This window comes from Streptomyces sp. NH27 (assembly GCF_056859195.1).
Window position 1 is genome coordinate 1 of the sequence record NZ_JACEGK010000111.1, and the last position, 16968, is coordinate 16968.

A 16968-nucleotide genomic window follows, 5' to 3' on the forward strand; every position below is an offset into this window, starting at 1 on the left:
GACAGCTGCCGCTTCCAGTAGCCGAGTTGCTCGGCGAACCGGCTCCGCGGGTCGGCGGCGTCACCGAGCAGCTCGCGCTGCCACAGCGTGTAGTCGGCGTACTGCACCGGCAGGGGCGCCCACTGCGGCTCCTCGCCCTGGTGGCGCGCCGCGTAAGCGGTGGCCAGGTCAGCGGCCAGCGGGCCCAGCGACCAACCGTCACCGGCGATGTGGTGCATCACCAGGAGCAGCACGTGCTCGTCCGCCGAAACCTCGAACACCTCGGCGCGCAGCGGCGGTTCGGCCGCCAGATCGAATCCGCGCGCCGCGGCCGGCGTCAGCAGTCGCGGCAGGGCCTTCTCGTCGGCCGGGGTGATCGACAGCCCCGGGCGCGCCTGACCGGCGGCCAGCACCTGCTGGTGGGGCACGCCGTCAACGGCCGGGAAGACCGTCCGCAGGGTTTCGTGCCGGTCGACGAGGTCGCCCAGCGCGGCTTCCAGGGCCGCCGGGTCCAGCGGTCCCGTGAGCCGCCACGCGAGCGGCATGTTGTAGACCGATTCGGCGCCCTCCAACTGGCGCAGGAACCACAGCCGCCGCTGCGCGGACGACAGCGGGACCTTCTCGGGCCGCTCCGCCCGCCCCAGGGCGAGCCGGGCCCGATCGGCGCCGCCCAGCCCGGCGGCCAGCCCGGCCACCGTCGGGGTGCGGAACAGGGCGCGCAGCTCCAGTTCGACCCCGAGGGTCGCCCGGACCCGTGAGACCAGCCGGGTGGCGAGCAGCGAGTGCCCGCCCAGGTCGAAGAAGTCCTCGTCGACACCGACCTGCGGCAGGCCCAGCACCTCGGCGAACAGCCCCGCCAGCACGTGTTCCCGAGGAGTGTGCGGTGCCCGGCCGGCCCGCGTCGCGGTGGACTCGGGCTCGGGCAGGGCGCGCCGGTCCAGTTTGCCGCTGGTGTTCAGCGGCAGGGTGTCGAGAGAGACGAACGCGGTCGGCACCATGTAGTCCGGCAGCCGCTCGCGCAGGTGCGCCCGCAGCTCCTCCGTCCGCACCTCCGCCCCGGTGGCGGGCTGCAGGTAGGCGACCAGACGGGGGTCCTGCGACCGATCCTGCCGGACGATCACGGCGGCCCGTGCGACGTGCGGGTGTTCGGCGAGGGCCGCCTCGATCTCGCCGAGTTCGATCCGGAAGCCGCGCACCTTGACCTGGTCGTCGGTACGGCCCAGGAACTCCAGGTTGCCCTCCGGGTTCCACCGCACCAGGTCGCCCGTGCGGTACATCCGCGTACCGTCCGGACCGAACGGGTCCGCCACGAACCGCCCCGCGGTCAGACCCGGCCGCCGCAGATACCCCCGCGCCAGCCCCGCACCCGAGATGTACAGCTCACCCGGCACGCCCGCGGGCACCAGGCGCAACGCGGCGTCGAGGACGTACAGCCCCGCACCGCCGAGCGGTCGGCCGATCACTTGCCGCGGGCTCGACTCCAGCGGCGCGAAGACCGAGTCCACCGTGCACTCGGAGGGGCCGTAGAAGTTCAGGGACGTCACCCCGTCGGCCGCCCGCAGCCGCTCCCACAGCGGCTCCGGGATGGCCTCGCCGCCCAATCCGATGACCGAGGGGCGCCATCGCGGGTCGTCCAGCAGGCCGCGGTCGACAAGGACCTGAAGGTAGGAGGGAGTGCCGCCGACGGTGTCCAGTCCTGCGCGTACGGCGTACTTGAGGTAAGCGTCCGGGTCGGACCAGGTCGCCTCGTCCAGGACGTGCAGCTCGTGACCCGCGAAGAGGGCGAGGAGCTGGTCACAGGAGGCGTCGAACGACACCGAGGTGGTCAGCGCCACCCGCATCCGCTCCCCTGTCCGGAAGACCAGCGCACACTGGTTGGCGAACAGGTTGGCCAGGCCGCCGTGCGTGGCCACCACGCCCTTGGGCCTGCCGGTGGAACCGGAGGTGTGGATCACGTACACCGGGTGGCGAGGATCGACGGCCACCCCCGGGTCGACCGCCGGACAACCCGCCACCCAAGCAGCCGTCGCAGGATCGTCCAGCATTAGTTGGTTGGCCCCGCCCTCCGGCAGCCGCCCCCCGCTACGCACATCGGTCACCACCACAACCGGCCGGGCATCCTCCAGCAGATACGCCACCCGGGCCGCCGGATACCCCGGGTCCACCGGCACATACGCCGCCCCCGACTTCAACACCGCCAGGATCGCCACCACCAACTCGGCCGACCTCGGCAGCGCCACCGCCACCAACCGCTCCGGCCCCGCACCCCGCGCGATCAACGCGTGCGCCAACCGGTTCGCCCGCGCATCCAACTCCGCGTACGTCAGCGACGCTTCCGGACCCACCACCGCGAGGGCGTCGGGAACCCTGCGCACGTGGTCCCGGAACAACTCCGGCAGGCTTCCGGCCGGAACCTGCGCCGCCGGCCCGCTGCCGAGGACGTCAAGCCGGCGGTGCTCCTCGTCGGTGAGCAGGTCGATCCGGCTGGGCCGCTGCCCCGGGTCGGCGACCACGGCGCGGAGCAACCGCTCCCACCGCCCGATCACCGCCTCGACGGCGGCCGGATCGTACAGGTCGAGGGCGTACTCGACGGCCCCGTCGATCCCCTCCGGAGAGCCGTCCTCCGCGTACCGCTCGGACATGGTGAAGATCAGGTCGAGCTTGGCGGTGGTCGACGTGGGCGGCATCTCGCCGACCCGCAGCCCGGCCGGCGCGAAGTCCGCCCGGGGCGCGTTCTGCAGCACCAGCATGACCTGGAACAGCGGGTGGTGCGCCAGGGACCGGGACGGTTTCAGGACCTCGACCAGGTATTCGAACGGAAGGTCCTGGTGGGCGTACCCGGCCAGCGCGGTGTCCCGGACCCGGTCCAGCAGCTCGGCGAACGTCGGATCGCCCGAGGTGTCGGTACGGAACACCAGGGTGTTGACGAAGTAGCCGACCAGCTCGTCCTGCGCCTGGTCGGTCCGACCGGCGACCGGGCTGCCGACCGGAATGTCGTCTCCCGCGCCGAGCTTGCTCAGCAACGCCGCCAGCCCTGCCTGGAGCACCATGAACAGGCTGGTCCCGTGCGCGCGGGCGAGCTCGCGCAGGCCGCGGTGCAGCTCGGCGTCCAGCCCGGCGCGCACGGAGCCGCCACGGTGCGAGGCGACCGGCGGACGGGGCCGGGTGGTGGGCAGCTGGATCCGTTCCGGCAGACCGGCCAGCGCCTTCGTCCAGTAGTCCGCCTGGCCGGCGAACAAGCTGTCCGGATCGGCTGAGTCGCCGAGCAGTTCGTGCTGCCACAGGGTGTAGTCGGCGTACTGGACCGGCAGTTCCTGCCACTGCGGCTCTTCGCCGCGGCAGCGCGCCGCGTAGGCGGCGGTCAGGTCCTGCGCGAGCGGGCCCAGCGACCAGCCGTCACCCGCAATGTGGTGGAGCACCACCTGGAAGACGTGCTCGTCCGGCGCCAGCTCGAACAGCTCGCCCCGCAGCGGCACGTCGACCGCCAGGTCGAACGGGCGGTCCTTCGCTTCCGCCATGGCGGCCGGCAGCCCGGCCTCGGTGGTCCGGTTCACAGGCAGTCGCGGGCGGGCTGCCTCGATGTCCAGCACCCGCTGGTACGGCACGCCGTCCACCGCCGGGAAGACGGTGCGCAGGCTCTCGTGCCGGGCCACCACGTCCGCAACGGCGGCCGCCAGGGCCGGGCGGTCCAGGTCCCCGGACAGCCGCCAGGCCAGGGAGATGTGGTAGTTCGCACCGGCTCCCTCCAACTGGTGCAGGAACCACAGCCGCCGCTGCGCGAACGACAGCGGGACCGTCCCGGGCCGCTCGCGCCGGGCCAGGGCGACCTGCGCCGGCCCGGCCGCCACCAGGGCGGCGGCCAGACCCTCCGGGGTCGGCGCCTCGAACAGGGTGCGCAGCGGCATTTCCACGCCGAGCGTCGCGCGGATGCGGGCGGCCAGCCGGGTGGCCAGCAGCGAATGCCCGCCCAGGTCGAAGAACCCGTCCTCGACGCCGGCCGACGCCACCCCCAGGACCTCCGCGAACAGCTCGCAGAGGATCTGCTCCTGCGGGGTGCGCGGCGCGCGGGATGTGGCCGCCGGGGCGAGGTCGGGGGCAGGCAGGGCCCGGTGGTCCAGCTTGCCGTTGACGGTCAGCGGCAGCGCGTCCAGCACGACGAACGCCGACGGCAGCATGTACTCCGGCAACCGCTCGCGCAGGTGCTCCCGCAGGTCCGCGGACCTCGGTGCGGCGCCCGCGGCCGGCACCAGGTACGCCGTCAGCCGGGTGTCGTCGGCGCGGTCCTGCCGGGCCAGGACGGCGACCTGGGCGATGCCGGGGTACCCGGCCAGCACCGCCTCGACCTCGCCGAGCTCGATCCGGAAGCCGCGCACCTTGACCTGCTGGTCCGCCCTGCCGACGAAGCGCAGGCTGCCGTCAGCCGCGCGGCACACCACGTCGCCGCTGCGGTACATCCGCGACCCCGGCGCTCCGAACGGGTCCGCCACGAACCGGCCGGCGGTCAGGCCGGGCCGATTGAGGTAGCCGCGCGCCAGACCCGCTCCCGCGACGTACAGCTCACCCGGCACGCCCGGGGCCACCGGCCGCAGGCCGCTGTCGAGCACGTACGCGCGCAGGTCCGGGAGGGCCACGCCGACCTGGCCGGCGGTGGTGCCGGACCGGTCGAGCGCCGCGTACGTGACGTGCACCGTGGTCTCGGTGATGCCGTACATGTTGACCAGCCGCGGCGCGTCCTCCGGGTGCCTGTGGTACCAGCCGGCCAGCCGGGTGTGCTCCAACGCCTCGCCGCCGAACACCACCGTGCGCAGGGCGAGTCGGCGGCCGGTCTCCGGAGCCTCCGCGTCCGCTTCCATCAGCTGGTAGAAGGCGGACGGCGTCTGGTTGAGCACCGTCACGCGCTCGCGGGCGAGCAGTTCCAGGAAACGGCCGGGCGAGCGGCTGGTCTCGTGGTCCACGACCACCAGGCGGCCGCCGTGCAGCAGCGGGCCCCACAGCTCCCACACCGAGAAGTCGAAGGCGTAGGAGTGGAAGAGGGTCCACACGTCCTCGGCGGAGAAGTCGAACAGCTCCCGAGTGGTGCCGAACAGGCGCACCACGTTGCGGTGCGGGACCACCACGCCCTTGGGGTTGCCGGTGGAACCGGAGGTGTGGATGACGTAGGCGGCGTGGCTCGGGTCGACGGGGACCCCGAGGTCCGTGTCCGGCAGCCCGTCCAGGTCCGCGGCGTCCAGCAGCAGCCGGTCCACGTGGTCCGCCCCCGGAAGCTCTCCGATCGGGCTGGTCGTCACGAGCAGCGCAGGTCGGGTGTCCTGGAGCAGGTAGGCGATCCGGGCGGCCGGGTACTGGGGGTCGACCGGTACGTACGCGGCGCCGGCCTTGAGCACCGCGAGCACCGCCACGACCAACTCCGCCGAGCGCGGCAGGGCCAGGGCCACCAACTGCTCCGGCCCCACCCCCCGGTCGGCCAGGGCATGCGCCAGCTGGTTGGCGCGGGCGTTCAACTGGCCGTACGTGAGCGTGGCTTCGCCGTCCGTGAGGGCGATCGCGGCCGGGTTCGCCCGGACCTGCCGCTCGAACAGCGCGGGCAGGCCGGACTCCGGCCGCTCATCGCCCTGGTCGGTACCGGCCGGCAGCAGTGCCCGGAGCTCGTCGGCGGACAGCACGTCCACCTGTCCGATCCGTCGGCCGGGGGCGGCGACGACGGCGCGCAGCAGCCGCAGCCACCGCTCGACGATCCCGCTGACGGTGGCCGCGTCGAACAGGTCGGTGCTGTACTCCACCACGCCCGACAACCCGTCCTCGCCGGGCTGTTCGGCCAGGACGAAGGTCAGGTCGCATTTGGCCGTCCCGGTGTGGACCAGGTCGGTCGCCACCCGCAGCCGCGGCAGGTCGAAGGTGCCGGACGGCGCGTTCTGCAGCGTGAGCATGGTCTGGAACAGCGGGTGGTGCGCCAGCGTCCGGGTCGGGTTCAGCGCCTCCACGAGGTGCTCGAACGGCACGTCCTGGTGCGCGTACGCGGCCAGCGCGTCGGAGCGCACCCGGCCCAGCAGTTCGGTGAACGACGGGTCGCCGGACAGGTCGGTGCGCAGCACCAGGGTGTTGACGAAGAAGCCGACCAGGTCGTCCAGGGCCTCGTCGGTGCGTCCCGCGACCGGCGTACCGATCGGAACGTCGGTACCGGCCCCGAGCTTGCCCAGCAGAGCGGCCAGGCCGGCCTGGAGCGCCATGAAGAGGCTGGCTCCGCCGTCACGGGCGAGTTCGCGCAGGCCCCGGTGCAACTCGGCGTCGATCCGCATCGGCAGGTGGGCGCCCTGGTAGGACATCGCCGTCGGCCGGGGTCGGTCGAAGGGCAGCTCGACCTGCTCGGGCAGGTCCGCCAGCTGTTCGCGCCAGTAGGCGAGTTGGCCGTTGAGCAGGCTGTCCGGGTCGGCGCCGTCACCCAGCAGCTCCTGCTGCCAGAGAGCGTAGTCGGCGTACTGGACCGGCAGCGGCGGCCACTGCGGCTTCGCGCCCTCGCTCCGGGCGGCGTAGGCGGTCGTCAGGTGCCGCGAGAGAGGTCCGGTCGACCAGCCGTCGCCGGCGATGTGGTGCACCACCAGCAGCAGCACGTGCTCGTCCGTACCGAGCCGGAACAGTTCGGCACGCAGCGGCGGCTCCTCGGAGAGCTCGAAGCCGTATCGCGCGGCCTCCGCCAGCCGGTCCGGCAGGTCGTGCTCGCCGACCTCGGTCACCCGCAGCCGCGGCCGTGCAGCGTCGAGGTCGAGCACCCGTTGGTACGGCACGCCGTCGACCACCGGGAAGACGGTACGCAGGCTCTCGTGCCGGGCCACCACGTCCGCCAGTGCGGCTTCCAGGGCACGCTGGTCCAGGCTTCCGGACAGCCGCAGGGTCAGCGGGATGTTGTAGGTGGCGCTCGGCCCCTCCAGCCGGTGCAGGAACCACAGCCGCCGCTGCGCGAACGACAGCGGGACCGTCCCGGGCCGCTCGCGCCGCCCCAGCGCCGGGCGCGCCCGGCCCGCGACATCCACCGCGGCCGCCAGTTCCGCCACCGTCGGCGCGTCGAACAGGTCGCGCAGCCTCAGCTCCACGCCGAGCACGGACCGGGCCCGGGCGACCAGCCGGGTGGCCAGCAGGGAGTGCCCGCCGAGGTCGAAGAAGCTGTCGTCCGGCCCGGCCTCGGCGACCCCCAGCACCTCGGCGAACAGCCCGCAGAGCAGGTGCTCGACCGCGGTGCGCGGTGTGCGGCCCGATGCGACGGGCTGCTGTCCGGGCGCCGGGAGAGCGCGCCGGTCGAGTTTGCCGTTCGGGGTCAGGGGCAGCTCGTCCAGCACCACGAACGCCGACGGCACCATGTACTCGGGCAGCCGCTCCCGCAGCCGGGCCCGCAGCGCGTCCGCTCGGACGGTCTGCCCCGCGGCGGGGAGGACATAGGCGACCAACCGGGCTTCCTCGTCAGTGCGTACCGTGACGACGGCCCGCGCGACCTGTGGGTGTTCGGCGAGGGCCGCCTCGATCTCGCCGGGTTCGATCCGGAACCCGCGGACCTTGACCTGGTCGTCGGTACGGCCCAGGAACTCCAGGTTGCCCTCCGGGTTCCACCGCACCAGGTCGCCCGTGCGGTACATCCGCGACCCGTCCGGACCGAACGGGTCCGCCACGAACCGCCCCGCGGTCAGACCCGGCCGGTCCAGGTAGCCACGCGCCAACCCCGCACCCGCGATGTACAGCTCACCCGCCACACCCGCGGGCACCAACCGCAACGCGGCATCGAGGACGTACAGCCGGGCGTTGGTGACGGGGCGGCCGATCACCGGGCGCCGACTCGCGGCCACGGCTGCGGCCACCGAGTTGACGGTGCATTCGGAGGGTCCGTAGAAGTTGAGGCAGGAGCCCCCGCCGGCGGTCCGCAGCCGCTCCCACAGCTGCTCCGGAACGGCCTCCCCGCCCGCCGCGACCAGTGCGGGACGGCGCAGCGGATCGTCCAACAGTCCATGAGCGAGGAGGACTTGAAGATAGGAAGGAGTGGCCTCCACATAGTCCAGCCCTCGGCGCGCCGTGTAGTCGACCAGAGCTTTCGGGTCGGTCCAGGTCGCGTGGTCCAGGACGTGCAACTCGTGACCCGCGAAGAGGGCCAGCAGTTGGTTCAAGGAGGCGTCGAACGACACCGAGGTGGTCAGCGCCACCCGCAGCCGCTGCCGGTCCTCCAGCAGCGGTGCGAACCGCACCAGCCGCTGGTCGGTGAGCAGGTTGAGCAGGCCGCCGTGCGTGGCCACCACGCCCTTGGGCCTGCCGGTGGAACCGGAGGTGTGGATCACGTACACCGGGTGGCGAGGATCGACGGCCACCCCCGGGTCGACCGCCGGACAACCCGCCACCCAAGCAGCCGTCGCAGGATCGTCCAGCACCAGCCGCTCGGCCCCGCCCTCCGGCAGCCGCCCCCCGCTACGCACATCGGTCACCACCACAACCGGCCGGGCATCCTCCAGCAGATACGCCACCCGGGCCGCCGGATACTCCGGGTCCACCGGCACATACGCCGCCCCCGACTTCAACACCGCCAGGATCGCCACCACCAACTCGGCCGACCTCGGCAGCGCCACCGCCACCAACCGCTCCGGCCCCGCACCCCGCGCGATCAACGCGTGCGCCAACCGGTTCGCCCGCGCATCCAACTCCGCGTACGTCGACGACACATCCCCGCACACCAACGCGACCAGGTCCGGAGCCGCCGTGACGCGCTCGCGGAACAACTCCGGCAGGCTCACGGCCGGAACCTGCGCCGCCGGCCCGGTCCCCAGCGCCGCCAGCGCACCGTGCTCCTGCGCCGTGAGCAAATCGATCCTGCCGACCGCCTCCTCCGGGTCGCAGTCCGCGACGGCGTCGAGCAGGGCGAGCAGCCGCAGCTGGTGCGCGGCGAGGTCGTCGTCGCCGTACGCCTGCGGCGCGCCGTGCAGCCTGAGCAGCGGGGGATTGCCGTCGCGGTAGTCGAAGACCCAGACGGCCAGGTCGGTGGTCGATCCCGACACGAAGTGGTGGACTGACGCGGGGTACCCGGCAAAGCTCGGCCTGGCGTTGAAGGCCATGATGTTGACGATCAGCGGGAACGCCGTGCCGATGCTGCCGGGCGCGCCGAGGTCGCGCAGCAGGTCCTCGCTGCGGTAGCGCTCGTGCGCGACGGCCGAGTCGACCTCCCGCGCCGCCTGGGCGACGAGTTCGCCCCACGGCATGTCCGGTCGCACGGTCAGCCGCAGGGGCACCACGTTGGACATGGTGCCGGGCACGGACAACAGGTCGCGGTCGGAGCCCCGACGGGCGGTGACGGGGAGGGCGAGCACCACGTCCTGTGCGCCGCTGAGACGGTGGGCGTAGAGCGCGGTCGCCGCGACCACCACCCGGGACCAGCGGACACCGGCCCGGGCCGCCGCCGCCCGCAGCGCCTCGGGGCGCCGCAGTTCCCGCTCCCCGGCCAGGCGCAGGGCCTGGTGCGGGTCTGTCGCGGAGGTGTCGGTGAGCCGGGTCGGGGCGGGCAGATCGGCGAACCGCCCGGTCCAGTAGGAGCGGTCGGCGGTGAAGTCGGCGGACGAGCGGTAGGCGGTGTCGCTTTCCACCAGGTCCCGCAGCGAGCCGAACGGGCAGGGCGGCACGGCGGCGCCCTCGGCAAGTGCCGAGTAGACCTCGCCGACCCGCTGCCGGACCATGGAGCTGCTGATCGCGTCCAGCACCAGGTGGTGGTAGTTCAGGTACCAGAGGAACTCGGTCGGCGACAGCCGGATCAGTGCATGGCCGAACAGCGGATCGCGGGCGAGGTCCAACGGACGGGCCAGGTCACGCTCCATCCATTCCATGGCCGCCGCCCGCGGATCCGGCTCCGCTCCGAGGTCGAGGTGGGTGGGCGTCCAGTCCCAGGTGGCACGCAGGATCTGGTGCGGGCCGTCACCGTCGTCGACGAAGGTCACGTGCAGGGCGTCGACCTCGTCGACCACCCGGCGCAGCGCGGCGTCGAACAGCTGCGGACCGACCGGCCCGTGGATCTCCAGGCACTCGCCGACGCGGTAGCCCGGGATCGGCGTCCGGGAGCTCTGTTCGGCGAGCCAGATCTCCCGCTGCGCCGCGGTCAGGGGAAGGGCGTCTTGGACGCGACGGGACATGGGGGTACCTCCAGAAGTGTGGGCAGGCATGCGCGCAGGGCGTGCCGCACCGACCGCGGTGGCGTCACACGGTCGGCGGGCGGGGCCGCTCTCTGCGGTCAGGCGACGAGTTCGCCGGCCTGGAGCTGCCAGAGGGTTGCGTAGAGTCCGTGTTGGGCGAGGAGTTCGTCGTGGGTGCCCTGTTCGGCGACGATGCCGCCCTTGTCCATGACGTAGATCCGGTCGGCGTGACGGACCGTGGAGAGGCGGTGGGCGATGACGACCATCGTCCGGTCGGCCGCGAAACTGCGCAGCGTGCGCTGGATGGCGGCCTCGGTCTCGTTGTCCACGGCGGAGGTGGCCTCGTCGAGGACGACGACCGGTGAGTCCTTGAGGATCGCGCGCGCCAGGGCGATCCGCTGCCGCTGGCCGCCGGAGAGCGCGGCGCCGCGTTCACCGATCAGGGTGTCGTAGCCGTCCGGCAGCGTCGCGACGAAGGTGTGCGCCTCGGCCATGGTGGCGGCCTCGACCACGGCCTCTTCGGAGGCGCCGAAGCTACCGTAGCGAATGTTGTCGGCGATGCTGCCGTCGAAGAGGAACGGGTCCTGGGGGACGAAGCCGATGGTCTGGCGCAGGTCGTGGCGCCGCAGGCCCCTGATGTCCTGTCCGTCGAGCAGCACTCTCCCGGACGCCGGGTCCTGGAAGCGCATCAAGAGCTTGGCGATCGTCGTCTTGCCGGAGCCGGTGGCGCCCACCAGGGCGGTCATCTGCCCGGCCGGGATGGTCAGTGAGAGGTCCTCCAGTGCCGTCGTCCGGCCCGGATAGGCGAAGGTGACCCCGTCGAGGACGAGCTCGCCGCGCGTTTCGGCGACGTCGACCGTCCCGTCGCGGCCCTCGGCCTCGACGGGCAGGGTGCGCAGCCGCTGGATCCGCTCGTAGGAGGCGAGGGTGCGCTGGTACTGGTCGGCGATGCCGCCGACCCGGCTCATCCGCATCAGCAGCATCTGGGGCAGCCCGATCAGCGGGCTGAACACCTCGAAGCGCAGAGTGCCGTTGAGCACCGAGCGGCCACCGATCAGCAGGGTTCCGGCCATCGACGCGGTGGTGCAGGCCCGGACGGTCTCGGCGTGGCGGATCGTGCTCCGGTCGCTCTGCCGGCTGCTGTCCTGGGCCGCTTCGCTCAACCGGTCGATGCGTTCGGCCTCGTAGTCCTCGGTGCAGAAGCTCTTGACGGTCGCACCGGCTTCGAGCGAGTTGATGACCTGGCTGCCCAACCTGGCCCGGCGCTCGCCGGTGATGGCGTATCCGGCCGCGGCCTTGTCCTGGTGGCGCAGGGACAGCCAGGCGATGACCGGGATCGGCAGGAACGCGACCCAGGCGATCTGCGGCGCCAGCAGGAGGAATGCAGGCACCAGCAGGACCAGGCTGGTGCCGAGTTGCAGGAGGTCGTTGGCCGGCCCGGCGAAGAAGGCGCCCAACTGCCCGACGTCGTTGGTGAGCGTACCGGCCACCCGGCTGGTCCGTTCTCCCTCCAGGTGCCTCAGTTCGAGGTGCTGGACGTGTCGGTACGTGCGGCTCCGCCAGTCGTGCTCGATGTCCTGGCCGAGTCGGCGCCACTGGAGGTTCGAGGCGTACGACAGTCCCGCCACCGCGGCGCAGGCGGCGGCCACCAGCCCGGCCAGGCCCCAGAGTTGAGCGGAGGCGGTGGTGAGGCCGAGGCTGACCAGTGGAGCCGCCTCGCCCTTGATGAGGACCAGGCCGGTCCAGCCCAGGAAGGTACCGAGCGCCGTCTCCGCGGCCTGGCAGGCGATGGACAGGGCGGTTGCCCGGCAGAGGCTGCGCCGATGCGGTCCGACGATCTCCAGCAGCGGGTGTCCGGCACGGGACCCGGCCGCGTCGCTGGACGCGTCGACGGTTCCGCGCCAGTCCTTCCGGAGGACGGCCGCGGTCGCCGCGAGCACCCCGCCCGCCGCTACCCATTGCCTGCTCAGCGTCGACCCCTTGACCAACGCGATCCCGGCCGCGACCGCGCCGCCGGCGGCGAGCACCGGGAGCGCGACCGGACCGCGGTCCGCCGGCGGGGCCGGCGCGACAGCGGGCCCGGCCGGCGGCATGCCTTCCGTTCCGGTCGGCTTCTCCGCGACCAGGGCGACGGCTCTGCGCACCATCCGGCCGACGTCCGTGGCGCACATCCGCGCATCGTGCCGGACGAGCACGCCGCCGGTGACCGGGTTGGCCTGGACTTCGGTGATCCCGGGGACGCGGCTCAGCGCAGCGGCGAGGATCTGGGCCGTCCGGGGCCGTCCGCGCACCAGCTTGACGTCCCAGCGCTGGCGGCCCGGCGTGACCGAGCGCGGGCTCGCGCCCGATTCCACGGAACGGAATCCGGGTGCGGCACCCAGTAGCGATGGCATGTGTACGATCACCTGTTCGCGGGGTCGCGGAATACCGTCACGGACACGACGGAATACGGCGACGAGTGGGAAATTCTGGACGGCGGGTTTCAGCAGCCGAACTGCCGGCGGACGGCCGCCGCCCGGTGCGTTCCGCCGAATCGATCGACATGCGCGCCCGGCGGCGGCCGCGGATCCCGATGGACCGTCAGTGCGCCTTTCCGGCACTCACGCGCGGCTTCGGGGCCCTTGCGCTCCCTTCGGCGTGGCCGACGGGCTCGTCCATGGGGACGCGCGCGGCGACGGGCTGGGCGCCACCGGAGCGCGCTCCGGTGTCACCGGCGGAAATCTGGGCGGCCACCACGTCGGCGGTCACCTCGGCGGCGAGGTCGTTGAGGTTCTCCCCGACCTCGTGGGCCGCCTTCTTCACCTCCATCGCGATGCCGACGGACGTCTTGACGACTCCGCTCACCAGCGGCCTGAGCAGGCGCTTGGCCAGCGGCGCGACGATGAGACCTACCAGGAAGGGCGGTACTACGGGCGGCATGATGCTCCATCCTCTCCACGTATACGTATGACAGGGAACCCGGGCATGGCGAACTCCGGAGCAGTGCGCAGCCGGGTGAAGAGAAGCATTCCAGCTCGGTGTCCGGGATTCGCTCCACACGTCGAATTCCCGGACACCGGAACGCGCCATCCGATCCCACGATCACCGTAGTGGAACCGCACTCGCTTGGACCAAACGGCTACCTCCGAGTTCACTCATGCGAGTGTTCATTCCCTTACCGCGTGACCTGAACCGCTGAACACCAAAACACCAAGGAAAGCGATCATCGGATTATCATCTCTCCATTAATTCCGCCGGTCCCGCACGAACCACGCAGCCCGCTCAGCAATAGAACAGCCGGCCCCCGGAGCTCCTCGTAAAGGTGAATCAGGACCACCCGCCCCAGTCACCCCGAGCGGCTCCCGACCAGCGGCCAGGCGGGTTGGGGACGTTCGAACGCACCTGGCGCAAAGGGCAGTTGACTCACCGCGACCGAGCCCCGGTGACACCATGACGCCATGCCCCGACGCACCCCGGCGGTCGTCCTGGCGACTGTCCTCATCGCCTCGGCCGTCTCGCTGGGTGGCTGCGGCGACGGTGCCGCCTCCTCGACGACCACTCCCCTGGTGGACCACGGAACCGTCAGGATCGCGGAGTCCAGCGAGACGCCGAGTTTCGACCCGTACTCCTCCTTCGGCGCCTCCCAGGCCCGTTACGCCTATGACTCACTGGTCGACCTCGCCCCCGACGGCGCCCTGGTCACCGGTCTGGCCTCCTCATGGCGGGCCACGGCCACCACGGCCACCTTCGTCCTCCGTCCGGGCATCACCTGCTCCGACGGCACTCCCCTCACCGCCTCGGCGGTGGCCCGGGCACTCACCTACGCGGGCGACCCGGCCCGCCAGCTCGCCGGCGCCCGGACCGTCCTCCCGAACGTCCCGTTCACCGCGAGCGCCGACGACAGGACCAGGACGGTGTCGACAACCGCCGCGGCCCCCTTCCCGTTTCTCACCCGCACCATCGGACAGCTGCCGATCGTCTGCCCCGCCGGGCTCGACCGGCCCGGCTCGCTGGCACGCGCCACCCAGGGCACCGGCCCCTACGTGCTGACCCGCTACACCCCGGGCGGGCCCTACGAGTTCACCGTCCGCGACGGATACTCCTGGGGACCGGCCGGGGCGACCACCGCTGAGCCCGGCATCCCCGCACACATCGTCATCTCGGTGGTGCCCCAGGCATCCACCGCCGCGAACCTCCTGCTCACCGGGGGCGTCGAGATCGCCGACGTGAACGGGCCGGACCGCGCCCGACTCACCGGCCACGGTCTGTCCACCACCGACGTCGCGACCGTGGTCGGGCTGACCTTCTTCAATCAGCGGCCCGGCCGACCCCTGGCCGACCCGGCACTTCGCCGCGCCATGGTCTCCGCCCTCGACCGCCGGGGGCTCGCCAACGTCGCCGTCGGCGGCCGCGGCAGACCCGCGACCGACTTCGGCGCCGAGGGCTCGGTCTGCCACGCCGACGTCGCGGACGCCAACCTGCCCTCCCAGAACGCGGCGGAAGCCCTCCGGGCCGCCGGCTGGACCCGCTCCGGCGACGGCCCGCTGAGCAAGGACGGCCGCCCTCTGCGGCTCCGCCTGATCACCAGCCCCGATCTCGGCCCCACCCTGCCGTCCGTCGCCGAGCTGATGGCCCGGGAGTGGACGGCGCTCGGCGCGGACGTCGAGCAGGTCACCGAGAGCCTGCCCGCCCTCGTCAACGCCATGTACGGCAGTGCCGACTTCGACGTGGTGGTCGGCAGTACCCCGGGGTTCGCCCTGCCGGTCGGCTTCGTCCCCTTCTTCTCCGGCCCCACCACCGCCCAGGGCCTCAACTTCGCGGGCGTGACCGACCCCGAGTACGACGCCCTGGTCGCCCGAGCCCTCCGCGAGACCGACACGACGGGCTGCGGCACCTGGAACCGGGCCGCCGCCGCGCTCTTCCGCTCCGCCGACGCACTGCCGATCGCCGACGGCCGGAGCAGCGTGTACGGCTACCGCACCACCTTCGCCACCTCCTTCGGCGGCCAGCTCATTCCCACCAGCATCCGCCTCCACCAGTGACCGGGACCCACCATGTCCGTACCCCAGCTGATGCGGCACCCCTGGGCAGCGTTCCTCGGCCGCCGTACGCTCCGGCTGCTCGTCTCCCTCGCCGTCGTGCTCACCGCGTCGTTCTCGATGATCCGCCTCGTCCCCGGCGATCCGGTCCGGGCCGCGCTCGGCGTCGACGCCGCCCCCGACCTGGTGGCCGCCCGCCGGCACACCCTCGGGCTCGACGCACCCTTCCTGTCCCAGTACCGGCACTACCTCTGCGGTCTGCTGCACGGCGACCTCGGCACCTCGCTGGTCACCGGGACCCCGGTCGCGGAGCTGGTCCGTACCCGGCTGCCGGCCACCTTGGAGATCGCCGGTCTCGCCTTCCTGACCACCCTCGCCGTCGCCCTGCCCGGCGGCCTGCTGGCCGCGGTCCGCACCCGCGACGGCCGCCGCCCGCGCACCGATCTGGCGTTCACCGCGGTCACCGCCGGTGTGGCCGCGGTGCCGGACTTCGTGCTGGCCGCAGGACTCACCGCGCTGCTGGCCGTCGGCGTCCAGCTGTTCCCGGTGGCCGGAGCGGCGGGCGTCGAGTCCTTCGTCCTGCCCGTCCTCGCGCTCTCCCTCGCCCCCACCGCCATCCTGCTGCGCATCGTCCGGGTGGAGGCGCTCAAGGTGCTGAACGAGGACTACCTGCGCACCGCCCGGAGCAAACGGCTGTCTCCCGCACGCTGCTACCTCCGGCACGCGGCACCGAACACGGCCACCGCCGCACTCACCGTCGCCGGAAGCCTGCTGCCCGCCCTGATCGCCGGCACCGTGCTGGTCGAGAAGGTCTTCGCCTGGCCCGGCATCGGCTCCGCCATGGCCCAGTCCGTGCTCGCACAGGACTACCCGATGGTCCAGGCGATGGTGCTGGTGCTCGGCACCACCCTGCTGCTCGCCGGCCTCGTGGTCGACGTGCTGCTCGCCGTGCTCGATCCCCGTTCGGCGATCCGGGAGATGTGACCATGCACCTTCCGTCCGGATTCCGGCGCTCGCCCATGGCCTGGGCCACCGCGGTCATGATGGCGTCACTCCTCGTGCTCGCACTGGTCGGCCCGCTGGTCTGGGGCGCGGCAGCCGACCGCCCCGACCCCTCGGCCGTACTCCAGGGGCCCTCCGCGGGTCACCCGTTCGGCACCGACGGACTCGGCCGGGACCTGCTCGCCCGGGTCCTGACGGCCACCCGGCCCTCCCTGCTGCTCGCGCTGGCGGCGGTCCTGCTCGGAGCGACCTCGGGTGTCCTCCTCGGGGCCTGCACCGCCGTCCTCGGCCGGCGCGGCCGCCGGCTCACCGCCGGGCTGATCAACCTCCTGCTCGCCTTCCCGGCGCTCCTCGTCGCGATGTTCCTCGCGGTCGTGTTCGGCGCAGGCGCCGCCGGGGCAGTGCTGGCCCTCGCGGCCGCGGGCGTCCCCGGATTCGCCCGGCTCGCCCAGACCCTCGCCGCCGGTGTCGCGGGCACCGACCACCTGGCCGCGGCCCGGGTCCTCGGCCTACGCCGCCACCGGCTGCTGTGGCGGCACGTCCTGCCCAACATCGCGGAGCCGTTGCTGCTGAGCACCACCACGGCGGCGGGCACCGCCCTGGTCGCACTCTCCGGGCTGAGCTTCCTGGGCCTGGGCGTCCAACCGCCCGGCTATGACTGGGGGCTGCTGCTCAGCCAGGGGCTCGACCGGATCTACGCGGACCCGCTGCCCGCGCTGGCCCCCGGCCTGGCCGTCCTCTACGCGGCCCTGGCCTTCCAGTTGCTCGGCGAGGTCCTGGCCGGGAGCGTCGCCCGGCGCGACCCGGCCCCGCGCACTCCC

The 16968-nt window shown here is 72.8% G+C and carries 6 protein-coding genes; 3 read left to right on the forward strand and 3 right to left on the reverse strand.

Annotated features, from left to right (window positions below; translation table 11 throughout):
- The 3 genes from AC13HU_RS12005 to AC13HU_RS12015 form a co-directional block, all read right to left on the reverse strand.
- Positions 1-10127, reverse strand: a 10127-nt coding sequence (locus AC13HU_RS12005; protein ID WP_483041797.1) for an amino acid adenylation domain-containing protein, incomplete at its 3' end; no start/stop codon positions are given.
- 98 nt (positions 10128-10225) lie between these two features.
- Positions 10226-12520, reverse strand: a complete 2295-nt coding sequence (locus AC13HU_RS12010) for an ATP-binding cassette domain-containing protein (protein WP_483041798.1) — start codon at positions 12518-12520, stop codon at positions 10226-10228.
- A gap of 187 nt (positions 12521-12707) precedes the next feature.
- On the reverse strand, positions 12708-13046 hold the full coding sequence (locus tag AC13HU_RS12015) for a DUF5132 domain-containing protein (protein WP_483041799.1): 339 nt from the start codon (positions 13044-13046) through the stop codon (positions 12708-12710).
- A gap of 518 nt (positions 13047-13564) precedes the next feature.
- Between AC13HU_RS12015 and AC13HU_RS12020 the strand changes: the two genes are divergently transcribed.
- The 3 genes from AC13HU_RS12020 to AC13HU_RS12030 all read left to right on the forward strand — a co-directional run.
- Positions 13565-15148: an ABC transporter substrate-binding protein gene (locus AC13HU_RS12020; protein WP_483041800.1), complete on the forward strand. Its 1584-nt coding sequence runs from the start codon at positions 13565-13567 to the stop codon at positions 15146-15148.
- A gap of 12 nt (positions 15149-15160) precedes the next feature.
- Positions 15161-16129 carry an ABC transporter permease gene (locus AC13HU_RS12025; protein ID WP_483041801.1) on the forward strand — a complete coding sequence of 323 codons (969 nt, stop codon included), beginning with the start codon at positions 15161-15163 and terminating at the stop codon, positions 16127-16129.
- A 2-nt stretch (positions 16130-16131) separates the two neighbouring features.
- On the forward strand, positions 16132-16968 hold an 837-nt coding region (locus AC13HU_RS12030; protein ID WP_483041802.1), incomplete at its 3' end, for an ABC transporter permease.